This is a genomic window from Duganella sp. CT11-25, from assembly GCF_047302815.1.
Taxonomy (GTDB): domain Bacteria; phylum Pseudomonadota; class Gammaproteobacteria; order Burkholderiales; family Burkholderiaceae_D; genus Rugamonas.
The window spans coordinates 975983-989018 of record NZ_JBKBFD010000001.1; the positions used below are offsets into that span (position 1 = coordinate 975983).

Consider the following 13036-nt stretch of genomic DNA (forward strand, 5'->3'; position numbering starts at 1 on the left):
TCGATAACGATAAAACAACAGCCTCGGCAACGCCCTGAACATGCTGTATTATCTGCGCTTGCCCGAAATAATGGCTCACAAGGCCGCCTCGGGTAAAGAGACAAACACAATAAAATTGGAGCCATTTTGAGCATTTTTAGAACGAAGAATCTGGATGACATGATAGCCGGCGCCCGTAAGCCCGGCGGGCTGGCGAAGGTACTCGGTCCTTTCGACCTGATCTTGATGGGCATCGGCGCCATCGTCGGCACCGGTATTTTCGTGCTGACCGGCACCGGCGCGGTCACCGCCGGCCCGGCGCTGACGCTGTCCTTCATAGTCGCTGCGGTCGCCTGCGGTTTTGCCGCACTTTGCTACGCTGAATTTGCCTCCACCGTTCCGGTGGCCGGCTCCATTTATACCTACAGCTACGCCACCCTCGGCGAGCTGGCCGCCTGGATGATCGGCTGGGACCTGCTGCTGGAATACGGCCTGGCCACCTCGGCCGTGTCGGTCGGCTGGTCCGGCTACTTCCAGTCGCTGCTCTCCGGCTTCGACATCCATCTGCCGACGGTGCTGACGGCCGCGCCCGGCGCCATCCCCGGCGTGCACACGCTGATCAACCTGCCGGCGCTGTGCATCATGCTGCTGCTGACGGCGATGCTGAGCATCGGCGTGCGCGAATCGGCGCGCGTGAACAACATCATGGTGGTCATCAAGATCACCGTGGTGCTGCTGTTTATCGTGGTCGGCGCGCGTCACGTTACGCCGTCGAACTGGCAGCCCTTCATGCCATACGGGATCAACGGCATGCTGAGCGCGTCGGCGCTGGTGTTCTTCGCTTTCATCGGTTTCGACGCCGTGACCTCGGCGGCGGAAGAAGTCAAGCGCCCGGAACGTGATTTGCCGATCGGCATCATCGGTTCGCTGGCCGGCTGCACCGTGCTGTACGTGATCGTTTCGGCCATCATGACCGGCATCGTGCCGTTCAAGGAATTCCTCGGCATCGACCACCCGGTCACGCTGGCACTGCAACGCGCAGGTGAAAACTGGTTCGCCGGCTTCGTCGACCTGGGCGCGATCCTCGGCATGACCACCGTGATCCTGGTGATGGCCTACGGCCAGACCCGCATCATCTACGCCATGTCGCGCGACGGCCTGCTACCGAAACGCCTGTCGAAGGTACATCCGCGCTTCCAGACGCCATTCCTCGCCACCTGGATTGTCGGCATCGTGTTTGGCCTGCTGGCCGCCGTGGTGCCGCTGAACGTGTTGAGCGAGCTGGTCAACATCGGCACGCTGGCCGCATTCAGCCTGGTGTCGATCGCCGTCATTATCCTGCGCAAGACCCGTCCGGACCTGAAGCGCGCCTTCCGCTGCCCAGGCGTGCCGGTGGTGCCTGCGCTGGCCGTGATCTTCTGCGTCACGCTGATGTGCTACCTGAGCTGGATCACCTGGGTGGCCTTCGGCATCTGGCTGGTGATCGGCCTGGCCGTCTACTTCGGCTACGCCCGCAAGCGCTCGCTGCTGAACTAATCCGCCGTACCAACCGGCGGGCCCCGATTGCGGCCCGCCGGCTTCCCGCCTGTTCCTAATTCACCGTCAGTTTCCCCGTCCCCGCGTTGTTCAGCACCGACTGCTTGACCGCCGTCGTGCCCAGCAAGTTGACGCTGTATGGCACCGTCCAGCCGACGCTGCTACTGAAGCTGCAGGCGCCCGCCACGTTCAACGCGGCCCCATTCAACAACGAGCCCGCATCGGTGATCGCCCCGGTCTTGCTGGACGATCCCGGATTGGTCACGATGTTGGTGCAGGTGCTGGCGCCGGTGATGTCAAACGCGTTGTTCTGCGAAATGATCTTGGCCAGGTAGCCGACCCCGATGCTGTAGTGATGCGGATACACCGCGTGCGAGCGGTTGCCCTCGAAGTAATTGTTGAACAGATGGACCTTGCCGAAGCGCACACGCGGCGCGCGCTCGCCCACGTTCAGGAAGTGGTTGCCGTTGAAGGTGACCGTCAGGTGGCCGTCGTCCGTGGTTTTCGAGTCCGACGAGCCGATTAGGTTGTTCTTCTGGTGCAGCTCGAAGCGGTTGTTGGAGACGGTGACGTAGTCGGAACCGTTCTTGACGTCCAGCGCGCCGTCGTGGCATTGCTTGGTCTTGCCGTTTTCCACCGGCAGCTTATCGTCGGTCAGCGGCGCGTCGGTGAAGACGTTGTGGTCGACCCAGACATTGGTCGAGGCCAGGATGGTGACGCCGTCGTATTCCGAATTCCAGTTGCCGGTGCTGCCGTCGTCCGGATCCCAGACCGGCGCGATATCGCACGGCATGACGATGTTCAGGTTGCGTACGATGACGTTGTTCTTGCCGTTGATGACGATGTTGGCGTTGACCAGCTTGGTGTCGCCGCCCATGCCGATCAGCGTGGTATTGCTGCCCAGCTTAAGCTGCAGGCGCGCGGCCTGGTCGGTGGTGCTGGTGTACGGGCCGCCGTTGTCGGATGACGTGGGATCGATGGTGCCGTACAGTTTGATGATCTTGGGATTGTCGCCCTGCGCCTTGATGGCGGCGACCAGTTGCGATGCGGAGTTGACCTTGTAGATGGCCGTCGCCGCGGCTGCCGCGCCGCCGGTGGTGCCACCGTTCTGGCCTGCCCAGCCGGCTGCGGGCGCCGCCTCGTAGGTCGCGTCACCCGGTGTCGGTGTCGGCGTTGGTGTCGGCGTTGGAGTTGGCGTTGGAGTTGGCGTCGGTGTCGGAGTAGGTGTCGGCGTAGCCGACAGCGGGCCGACAGCGCACTTCTTGTTCACGCCGGGATTCGGATCGGAACCGAAGCTCGCCACCGTGCAAGCCACATCGCCCGACAGCACGCTGATCACCCACTTGTCCTTGATGCCGAACGACACCTGCCGGCTGCTGGTCCCCGCCTTGCAGGTGCCTCCCTCGTCGGCGCACTTGGAAAAGCCGCTGGGCCAGTCCACCGCTTGCGCCCCGGTGGAAAACAGCGCGGCGACGGCTGTAAAGATAACGGTATGCTTGATTGCCAAGATTGTCTCCCTATCGTTATTAGAATGGGCGCCAGGCGGCGCCAGCGTTACAACATTCTCAAAGATATCAGGAATACAATTTTGAAATAATCATTCCGTTGATTAAATCAGGTAACGATCAAGTCCAACTCCCGCAGGAAGCTTGCGGCCTGGGCATGCGAAATGATCGCGCCTTTGAATACCCCGGCCTCGGTCAGCTTGAGGCCCTCGATATCGGTCCCGCGCAGGTCCGCCCCCTGGAACTTGGCCAGTTTCAGCGTCGCGTTGCGCAGGCTGCCGCCCTCGAACACCGCCTCGCGGAAATCGCAGCCGGCCAGGTAGGCATCGGAAAAATCGAGCTCCTTCAGCGTCGCCTTCTTGAACGAGAAGCCGCGCAAGTCGGCGCCGACCAGCAGGCACTCCTCAAAACCGATCGCCAGATGCGCCACCTCTTCAAACGAAGCGCCGGTCAGCTTGCAGCCCTTGAACGTGGCGGCCGCCAGCTTACCCCGGCGCCACTTGGTGTTATTCAGATCGCAGCCATCGAAGCGCGCATCGACCGCATCGACCGACTCCATATCCGCGCCGCCGGCGCGGCAACGCAGCCAGATCGCGCCCGCCATCTTGCAGGCAAACAGGTTCGTGCCGAGGAAGGTGCAGCGCTCGAAGGTACAGCCCTGCAGGTCCAGGCGCGACAGGTTCTCGTCATCGAAGCTGCACGATTCGAATGTGCGAACGGCCTGGGAAAGGTGATCCTCAAGCTCGGCGCGAGTCAGCGCGATGCCGGAGACGACGGTCGTATTGTGATGGTCCATCAGCCAAAAAATCCTTGGATAAAGGCTGGAGGAGGAATGGCGAACCCAAACGCATCCCCCAACCGGTTAACAGTTAAGATCAGCGTCGCGGGTCCGCAAGGCGGAAGCATGCCAGAGCGGCATTTACCAGTGTACCAACCGGTTAGCTCATTTTCGACAGCTTCGAATTCTAACCTACTTGCTTACGCTGGACCAGACTTTCAAAACACGCATGCGATGTGTTGCCCCACATTGCAATTAGCTAACAATTTCCATACGGATATGAGTAAAATGACACTCAACTACAACGAGGTCAATCTGGAGCGTACTGATGTTTATTGTTTGGGGCAAAAAACTCGTGTATCGAAAGATCGGCTTTGTGGCGGACCTCTGCCCCATCTGCCGAACGGTTCAAGCGTTTGTCGTAAAGCGGGTTGGCTTGGCCGGGCATATATATTACATTTCGGCCGGTGAAGGCACTTTGGCTGGCTTCGAGCGCACCTGTCTATCATGTGCGACGACGTTTGTAACCGATCCGGGAAAGTATAAAGAGATCGTGAAAAAATCCGGATCCCTCGCCGAACTACAGGCACAGACCTTCCCCGACATCGACGTCGTCCTGCACGACCGTTTGCAATTGGAGGCTCGCGTCATCAACACGCCCTTGTTGCTTTCTTCCGAAGAGAGAACGGCCTTGATTCGCGACCCATTCCTGCTATTGGCCTCAAAGGTGGAAAAACGCTACGCTTCGACCCACCTCGACAAGGAAGCTGGACTGACAATTGTTGCCGCGCTCGCGTTGATGATCGTCGGGCCGGCCGTGTCGCACGCGCTGCTTCCAGACGCTGGTCCCGAGACTGTCATGGTGTTCATTGTGCTGGCGATTGCCCTGATAGGCTGGCAAATTGTGATGGCCAAAAGCCGCTTCATGAAGCGCCAGGTGATTCCGGTTTTGGTAAAAGCCCTGCTTCCGCTGAAACCGACCGAAAGCGAACTAAAGGCGACTATCGCGGAGTTAAGTAAACTGGGGCACAAGATAGCCACGAAACTGAAGCTACCGGACCTTCAATCGCAGCTGTCCCCCGCCGGCCCTGCGTAAATCACTTGGCCTCGCTGGACCAGACCTTCATGGTCTGCACCGACAGCAGCTTGCACGCGCCGCCGACGTTCACATAGGTACGCATGAACTGATAGCGGTTGCTGCGGAAGGTCTTGCCGTCCGCATTCCACTGCTCGACCGTGCTCAGGCCACGCAGTACCACGGTATCGCCCTGCACATGGGCGCGCACATCACTCGGCGTGCGCGCCTTGTAGATCACTGCCGGCTTGACGGAGCGCGCAAGAATATCGGCCCTGGTCTCGATCTGCGAGCCCAGTGAATGCACCCACACGTATTCATCGGCCAGCCACTCTTTAAGGAACGGCACATCGCCAACACGCAAGGCTTCTTCGTACTGGGCGTCGCGCTCGATCAGCGCGGCGGACGGCAGGCATGGCGCAGCCAGCGAGGTCAGGGGAATGGCAAGGCATAGGGAGAGTAAACGTTTTTTCATGCCCCGCAGTATAACCCGTCCACAGTGCCCTATCCCACAGACAAGTAACAAAATCCGCCTTACCCTGCGCTTGAAGGAGGCATCGTGAGTACAAATCAATGGTTCCTGCTGGTCGGCTGCCTGATGCTGGCGCGCGGCCTGGCGGCGACCACGATTTCGCGGTCGCCCTTTACCTCCGCCATCGTCTATCTTGGCGTCGGCCTGCTGTTCGGTCCCAGCGTCCTGGATATCTTCAACTTCGATCCCACTACGCAGTCCGCGCTTTTCCAGGTGCTGACCGAGATCGCGCTGTTGATATCGCTGTTCTCTGCCGGGATCAAGATGCCGGTGCCGTTCAAGTTCCGGCGCTGGGATGCGCCGCTGCGCTTGGCATGGCTGTCGATGTCGCTGACGGTGGGGCTGGTGGCGCTATTCGGCTACTACCTGCTGCAGCTGCCGGCCGGCGCGGCCGTCCTGTTGGGCGGCATACTCGCGCCCACCGATCCGGTGCTGGCCACCGACGTGCAGGTGCGCCACGCGGGCGACAAGGACCAATTGCGCTTCACGCTCACCTGCGAAGCCGGCATGAACGACGGCAGTGCCTTCCCCTTTGTGCTGCTCGGCCTCGGCATGCTGGGCATCGGCGACAACGGCGGTAACTATCCGCACTGGCTGCTGGTCGATGTCGTATGGTCCACGCTGGGCGCGGTGGCGATTGGAGTGCTGGCCGGCGCAGGTCTTGCGCGGCTGGGCTGGAAATTGCGCATCGTCGAGCCCCGCCACGAGATCATGGACGACCTGGTTGGACTGGGCATGATCGCCGTGGTCTACGGCACGGCGAGCCTGCTCAAGGCCTCCGGCTTCCTGGCCGTGTTCTTCGCCGCCGTCGCGCTGCGCCAGACGGAGCTTGTACTGGCGGGTGCGCCGAAAGACCGCCAGGGCTTGATGGAGCCGGACACCGCGAAATCGGAAGTGGCCAAGGCCAGCGAAACGCACGAAGCTCCGCTCACGGTCAGTGCCGAATCGCTGGTGTTCAAGGAGCACCTGGAACGCCTGTCGGAGCTGACGCTGGTGCTGCTGTTGGGCGGCATGATCTCGCTGCAAAGCCTGCAATGGGATGCGCTGGGATTGGCCGCCTTCCTGTTCCTGATCGCTCGGCCGTTGAGCGTCTACGCGGGGCTGATCGGCAGCGACACCAGCATGCGGCTGCGCGCCATGACGGCATGGTTCGGCGTACGCGGCATCGGCTCGATCTTCTACCTGGTATTCGCCATCGAGGCCGGACTGCCCGCCGACCTCGCGGCGCAGCTGACGCGCATTTCGCTGTTCGTCATCATGCTGTCGATCCTGGTCCACGGCTTCAGCGTCAAGCCGCTGATGGACACGGTCTGGCGCAAGCGCTACTAAGGCTTGAACGGATAGTAGACTCCAGAACGCTTGCGAGGGCACCAGCTGATGTTCACTCCCAACCCTCGTCAAAGGGAAATCGCTTGGCCCAGAGATCGCGGAGTCTAGCGTCTGCGTCAACCCGGCGGACGACGGGTGCCATCCTGGGTGCGACTTCATAGAACCGTGTACGCCATGGCCCAAAGCGCGAAACGACCGTCACATACAAGTCGAGGACTGTCATCCGATCTCCCAGGAGGTAGCGGCCAGGCGCCAGTTGCGCATCCATGTTGCTCCAGCAGAACGCGATTCGGTCATGTACAGCGTCGACCACGGCTTCTCGAAGCTCGACCGGCGCTCCGATGCGTTGCACATCCGGCTTGATCCAGTGCAGGGAGTAGATGGCCGACGAAACATAGACCATCCAACGCAAGAACTGACGCCGCGACTCTTCCGTGGCTGTTGGCGCCAGATGCCCTGTCGGATAAGCATCGGCGAGGTATAGCAGGATTGCAGCGCTCTCGGTCATGACTTCGCCGTCGGCAAGCACGAGCGTGGGCACCTGGCGCATCGGATTCTGGGGGGCTACTCGCTCGCGCGCCGACTCCGCGGCCCACGTGGCGCCTTCGACAAGTGAGTAGGGAATATCCAGCAGCGTAAGTGCCGCCTCAACAGCGACGGAACCGGATGCTTCAGCACCGTACAGTGTGATCGGTGTCAACACATTCTCCATTGGTCACTCGCGTACGATGCTATGCCACAATCGCCAAGACTGCGCAATCAGGAAAGTAGTTACATTAATGCATCATTGCAGTCTACTCACTAAGTACGCTTATGTCTACTGGACAAGATGGGATATCTTCCCGACGCGATGGTTTCGTCCTCGCCCCATTCCGCTGCAGCCGATTGTTAGCCGCGCAACCGCCTGTAGTGCATGGCGACCGCGCCGTTGCTGAACGGCTTCGCCGATACGAGCTCAAGCCGTCGCGTGTTGGGCAGCCCGCTCTGGTACAGGGTCGGGCCGTGGCCGGCGATCCTGGGGTGAACGAGGAACTTGTACTCGTCGATCAGTTCCAGCCGATCCAGCTCGGTCGCGAGCTTACCGCTACCGAGGAGCACGCCGGCCGGGGTCGCGTCCTTGAGCTTTTGCACACCCGAGCGCAAGTCGCCGGCGATGTGGTGGGTGTTGGTCCACGGGAAGTCCGTTCGCGTCGACGACACGACGTACTTCGGCTTGGTCTCCAACTTGAGCGCCCATTCGTGCACCGCCGGCGGCACCGCCACATCGCCGCGGGCGACCGCCGGCCAGTAGCTCTCCATCATCTCGTAGGTGGTGCGTCCCCAGAGCATCGCCCCACCCTCGTCCATGAGGCGGGTGAAGAAGGCGTGCGTCTCGTCGTCGGCGACTCCCTCCTGATGGTCGACGCAACCGTCGAGGGTGACGTTGAGGCTGAAGGTTAGAAGTCCCATGCGAGTCTCCTCCAAGTTGGGTGTTCCGATGGAATATCGCTTATCGACAAATACTTCGCGCGGCTAACGTAGATTAGTCAGGTCTGTACGGCGATGCCAGGAGGCCCTAAAGCCCCTCAAGGCTGAGGGCGCGCACCGCCGCCTTCAGCTGCGCGTGAAGCTGCGCGCGCTCCTGGTCGCTCATGTCGGGGAACATCTGCATCTCCACCTCGCGCACCTTGGCGTCGCACTGCCCCAGGATCGCATGTCCTTCTCCGGTCAGCTGGATCTGGATGATGCGGCCGTGCGCCGGATCGGGGGTACGCTCGATCCAGCCCTTCGCTTCCATTGCCTTCACCATTTCGTTGGCCGACTGCGGCGCCATCATCGTGCGCACCGCCAGCTGAGCGTTCGACAGCGCGCCGTGCGCGCGGAACACCGACAGCGCCGTGTACTGCGGCACCGTCAAGCCGGCCGGCGCGCAGCAGTCGCGCAGCCGCTTGTTCAACACATGATCCAGCCGCCCCACCAGATAAGCCAGTCCCATCGGCCTGGAATCGGAATTTGCCGAATTTGCTTTCGCCATAAAAATCAACTTGTAAAACGTTAGAGGTGGGTATAGTATAAGGCACATATCAGGCAGCCTGATAACAAACTTACACACAGGAGATATTGTATGTCCAAATACGAAGCGCGCTGGGAAACCGTCAAGGTCGATGTTGAAAACGGCATCGGCTGGATCACCCTGAACCGGCCGGAGAAACGCAACGCCATGAGCCCTACCCTCAACCGCGAGATGGGCGACGTGCTGGAGACGCTGGAACTGGACGAGGATGCCCAGGTCATCGTGCTGACCGGCGCCGGCGACAGCTGGACCGCCGGCATGGACCTGAAGGAATACTTCCGCGAGAACGACGGCAAGCCGGAGATCTTCCAGGAGAAGCTGCGCCGCGACTGCTCGCAATGGCAGTGGAAGCTGCTGCGCATGTACTCCAAGCCGACCATCGCCATGGTCAACGGTTGGTGCTTCGGCGGCGCCTTCTCGCCGCTGGTGGCCTGCGACCTCGCCATCGCCGCCGACGAAGCGGTGTTCGGCCTGTCGGAGATCAACTGGGGCATCCCGCCGGGCAACCTGGTCAGCAAGGCCGTGGCCGACACCATGGGCCATCGCCAGGCGTTGCACTACATCATGACCGGCGACACCTTCACCGGCCAGGAAGCGGCCGCGATGGGCCTGGTCAACAAGAGCGTGCCGCGCGCCGAATTGCGCGCCCATGTGGTCGAACTGGCGGAAAAGCTGCTGGCCAAGTCGCCGACGGTGCTGCGCATCGCCAAACACGGTTTCAAGCGCTGCCGCGAACTGACCTGGGAACAAGGCGAAGACTACCTGTACGCCAAAGTCGACCAGTCCAACTACCGCGATCCGGAAAAAGGCCGCGCCCAGGGCCTGAAGCAGTTCCTCGATGAGAAGACCATCAAGCCCGGCCTGCAGACCTACAAACGCGGTTAAACCTCTACAATAAAAAAATCAGGAGACCACCATGTTCAATACCGATCTGCTTATCGGCGGCCAGGCAGTGGCCGCACAGGACGCTGCTGTCTTCGAGCGGCGTAACCCGGCCAACGGCGAAGTCGCCACCCGCGCCGCCGCCGCCCAGTTGGCCGACGTCGACCGCGCCATCAAGGCCGCGCAGGACGCCTTCCCCGCCTGGTCGGCCATGCTGCCGGGCGCGCGACGGGCCCTGCTGCTCAAAGCCGCCGACGTGATGGAGTCGCGCCGCGCCGAATTCGTCGAGCGCGGCATCGCCGAAGCCGGCGGCGCGCCGGTCTGGTATCAGTTCAATGTCACGCTGGCGGCCAACATGCTGCGCGAAGCGGCGGCCATGACCACCCAGATCAGCGGCGAAGTGATCCCGTCCGACGTGCCGGGATCGCTGGCGATGGGCATGCGCCAGGCTTGCGGCGTGGTGGTCGGCATCGCGCCTTGGAACGCGCCGGTGATCCTCGGCACCCGCGCCGTCGCCATGCCGCTCGCCTGCGGCAATACCGTGATCCTGAAAGCGTCGGAACTGTGCCCGGCCCTGCACCGCCTGATCGGCAGCGTGTTCGATGAAGCGGGCTTCCCGCCAGGCGTGGTCAACGTCATCACCAACGCGCCGCAGGACGCGCCGAAGATCGTCGAACGGCTGATCGCCGCGCCGGCCGTCCGCCGTGTCAACTTCACCGGCTCCACGCACGTAGGCCGCATCATCGCCCAGCATTGCGCCACGCATCTGAAGCCGGTGCTGCTGGAACTGGGCGGCAAGAACCCGATCATCGTACTGGACGACGCCGACGTCGATGCCGCCGTGGAAGGCGCGGCCTTCAGCGCCTTCTTCAACCAGGGCCAGATCTGCATGTCGGCCGACCGCATCCTGGTCGACCGGAAGATCGCGGATCAATTCCTCGACAAGCTGGCAGCCAAGACCGCGACGCTGAAAGCGGCCCACACCGACGCGCCGCTGACCGGCATGATCGATGCCTCCGCCGCCAACCGCGTGGCCGGCATGCTGCGCGACGCCCAACAACGCGGCGCGCGCGTGCTGCAAAGCTCGGACGAGGTACAGGGCAACATCATGCAGCCGGCCATCGTCGACGGCGTCACGCCGGAGATGAAGGTCTACCAGGAGGAATCCTTCGGCCCCATCGTCTCGGTGCTGCGCTTCGACACCGACGAAGAAGCGATCCGTCTCGCCAACGACAGCGAGTATGGCTTGTCGTCGGCGGTGTTCAGCCGCGACGTCGGGCGCGCGATGGCGGTCGCCAAGCGCATCGAATCGGGTATCTGCCACATCAACGGCCCGACCGTGCACGATGAAGCGCAGATGCCGTTCGGCGGCGTCAAGAGCAGCGGCCAGGGGCGCTTCGGCGGCAAGGCGGCGATTGCTGAATTCACGGAGCTGCGCTGGATCACGATCCAGACCACGCCGCGCCACTATCCGATTTAAGGAGGCCGCATGAACCAACCGTTGACTGCGGCGCCGGAAGTCAGGCGCCGCCCGGTCAAGCTGGGCAACCCGCAGATCGCCGCCTACCAGGCCGACGGCCGGTGGCACGTGGATGCCGTCACGCCGCTCGACGATTTCCCGCCGCGCTTTACCGACCGCCTGGAATCGGGCGCCCTCGCCCACCCGGACCGTACGCTGGTCGCGCGGCGCGGCGTGGACGGCGAGTGGATACGGCTGTCGTACGCCCAGGTGCTGGATCGCGCGCGCAGCATCGGCCAGGCGCTGCTGGACCGTGGCCTGTCGGCGGAGCGTCCGCTGGTGATCTTGTCCGGCAACGACCTGGAACACTTCCAGCTCGCGCTGGGCGCCATGTATGCGGGCATACCGTATGCGCCGGTGTCGCCGTCTTACTCGTTGGTGGCCACCGACTACGGCAAGCTCGGTGAGCTGATCGCCCAGCTGACGCCGGGCGCCATCTATGCCTCGGACGGCACCGCGTTCAGCCGCGCCATCGCGGCGGTGATGCCCGCCGGCGCGGAACTGATACTCGCTGTGGGCGACGTCGCCGGCCACAAGTCCACCCGCTTCGGCGCCCTGCTCGACGTCTCGCCGTCCAGCGTTGAAGCGGCGCATGCCGGCGTCACCGCGCAGACCATCGCCAAGTTCCTGTTCACGTCCGGCTCGACCAAGAAACCCAAAGCGGTCATCACCACGCACGGCATGTTGTGCAGTAACCAGCAGATGCTGCTGCAAACCTTCCCCTTCATGGGCGAGGAGCCGCCGGTGCTGGTGGACTGGCTGCCATGGAACCATACCTTCGGTGGCAGCCATAACGTCGGCATCGTGCTGTACAACGGCGGCACACTGTATCTCGACGACGGCAAGCCGACGCCGCGCGACTTTGCCGTCACGCTGCGCAACCTGGCCGAGATCGCGCCGACCATGTACTTCAACATCCCCAAGGGATTTGAAATGCTGACCGACGCCATGGCGGCCGATGCGAAACTGAGCGCGACATTCTTTTCGCGCGTGAAGCTGTTCCTGTGCGCCGGCGCCGGCCTGTCGCAGGCTGCGTGGGACCGGCTCGATGCGGCCGCCATCGCCGAGTGCGGAGAGTCGATCCGCATCATGACAGGCCTGGGCATGACCGAGACCTCGCCCTCCTGCACCTTCGGCACCGGCGACATCATCAAGGCCGGCTACGTCGGCGTGCCGGCGCCGGGCTGCAAGGTCAAGCTGGTGCCGTCCGGCGACAAGCTGGAAGCCCGCTTCCAGGGCCCGCATGTCACGCCGGGCTACTGGCGGGCGCCGGACCTGACCGCGGCGGCCTTCGACGCCGATGGCTATTACTGCACCGGCGACGCGCTGCGCTTCGTCGATCCGGGCCACCGGGAACTGGGCTTCATGTTCGACGGCCGCATCGCCGAAGACTTCAAGCTCAATACCGGCACCTTCGTCAGCGTCGGCCCGCTGCGCGCGCGCGTCATCAGCGCTGCGGCGCCGTATGTGATGGACGCGGTGGTGACCGGCATCGACCGCAACGCCATCGGCCTGCTGGTGTTCCCTCGCATGGAGCATTGCCTGCCGCTGTCCGGACTGGGCGCGGGCGCCAGCGTCGAGCAGATTCTCGCCAGCGAGCCGGTACGCGCATATTTCCACACCCTGCTGAACCGTCTGAACACCGATGCCAGCGGCTCTTCGATGCGCATAGACCGGCTGCTGCTGCAGGCGGAACCGCCATCGATCGACCATCGCGAGCTGACCGACAAGGGTTCCATCAATCAGTCGGCGGTGCTCACGCGCCGCGCGGCCACCGTTGTATTGCTGTATGAAGGCACAGATCCACAAGTAATCATCGCTGCATAAATTAAAACGACAGGAGACGAT

12 protein-coding genes are annotated in these 13036 nt (G+C 62.6%); 6 read left to right on the plus strand and 6 right to left on the minus strand.

The features are described from left to right. The first annotated feature begins 126 nt into the window (after positions 1 to 126). The gene (locus ACEN9F_RS03830) at positions 127 to 1515 is read left to right on the plus strand and encodes an amino acid permease (RefSeq protein ID WP_413417995.1); all 1389 of its coding nucleotides are present in this window, start codon (positions 127 to 129) and stop codon (positions 1513 to 1515) included. Positions 1516 to 1570: 55 nt separating this feature from the next. On the opposite strand, the gene ACEN9F_RS03835 is transcribed toward ACEN9F_RS03830, so the two are convergent. Together ACEN9F_RS03835 and ACEN9F_RS03840 are read right to left on the minus strand one after the other, a co-directional pair. Beyond that, on the minus strand, positions 1571 to 3022 hold the full coding sequence (locus ACEN9F_RS03835) for a pectate lyase family protein (RefSeq protein ID WP_413417997.1): 1452 nt from the start codon (positions 3020 to 3022) through the stop codon (positions 1571 to 1573). 107 nt (positions 3023 to 3129) lie between these two features. Next, positions 3130 to 3816 (minus strand): pentapeptide repeat-containing protein, encoded by a 687-nt coding sequence (locus ACEN9F_RS03840; protein ID WP_413417999.1) that lies wholly within the window; start codon positions 3814 to 3816, stop codon positions 3130 to 3132. Between the two features lie 310 nt (positions 3817 to 4126). On the opposite strand from ACEN9F_RS03840, the gene ACEN9F_RS03845 reads away from it, so the two are divergent. After that, on the plus strand, positions 4127 to 4894 hold the full coding sequence (locus ACEN9F_RS03845; protein WP_413418001.1) for a hypothetical protein: 768 nt from the start codon (positions 4127 to 4129) through the stop codon (positions 4892 to 4894). A gap of 1 nt (position 4895) precedes the next feature. Here the strand turns inward: ACEN9F_RS03845 and ACEN9F_RS03850 are convergent, their stop codons facing one another. Beyond that, positions 4896 to 5348, minus strand: a complete 453-nt coding sequence (locus tag ACEN9F_RS03850) for a nuclear transport factor 2 family protein (protein WP_413418003.1) — start codon at positions 5346 to 5348, stop codon at positions 4896 to 4898. A gap of 84 nt (positions 5349 to 5432) precedes the next feature. Between ACEN9F_RS03850 and ACEN9F_RS03855 the strand changes: the two genes are divergently transcribed. Beyond that, a complete protein-coding gene (locus ACEN9F_RS03855) occupies positions 5433 to 6734 on the plus strand; it encodes a cation:proton antiporter (protein WP_413418004.1) in 1302 nt (433 codons plus the stop codon). A 52-nt stretch (positions 6735 to 6786) separates the two neighbouring features. Here ACEN9F_RS03855 and ACEN9F_RS03860 read toward each other — a convergent pair whose 3' ends face one another. From ACEN9F_RS03860 to ACEN9F_RS03870, 3 genes are all read right to left on the minus strand, one after another. Then, entirely contained in the window at positions 6787 to 7437 is a 651-nt protein-coding gene (locus tag ACEN9F_RS03860; protein ID WP_413426958.1) for a glutathione S-transferase family protein, read from the minus strand. A gap of 185 nt (positions 7438 to 7622) precedes the next feature. After that, positions 7623 to 8183: a dihydrofolate reductase family protein gene (locus tag ACEN9F_RS03865; protein WP_413418006.1), complete on the minus strand. Its 561-nt coding sequence runs from the start codon at positions 8181 to 8183 to the stop codon at positions 7623 to 7625. Positions 8184 to 8289: 106 nt separating this feature from the next. After that, complete coding sequence (locus tag ACEN9F_RS03870) at positions 8290 to 8748, minus strand: MarR family winged helix-turn-helix transcriptional regulator (protein WP_413418008.1); 459 nt, start codon at positions 8746 to 8748, stop codon at positions 8290 to 8292. A 90-nt stretch (positions 8749 to 8838) separates the two neighbouring features. On the opposite strand from ACEN9F_RS03870, the gene ACEN9F_RS03875 reads away from it, so the two are divergent. From ACEN9F_RS03875 to ACEN9F_RS03885, 3 genes are read left to right on the plus strand one after another with little or no spacing between them, the layout of a single operon-like run. Then, a complete protein-coding gene (locus ACEN9F_RS03875; protein WP_413418010.1) occupies positions 8839 to 9672 on the plus strand; it encodes a p-hydroxycinnamoyl CoA hydratase/lyase in 834 nt (277 codons plus the stop codon). Between the two features lie 31 nt (positions 9673 to 9703). After that, entirely contained in the window at positions 9704 to 11149 is a 1446-nt protein-coding gene (locus ACEN9F_RS03880; protein ID WP_413418012.1) for an aldehyde dehydrogenase, read from the plus strand. A 9-nt stretch (positions 11150 to 11158) separates the two neighbouring features. Beyond that, entirely contained in the window at positions 11159 to 13015 is a 1857-nt protein-coding gene (locus tag ACEN9F_RS03885; RefSeq protein ID WP_413418014.1) for a feruloyl-CoA synthase, read from the plus strand. The last annotated feature ends 21 nt before the right edge of the window (positions 13016 to 13036 follow it).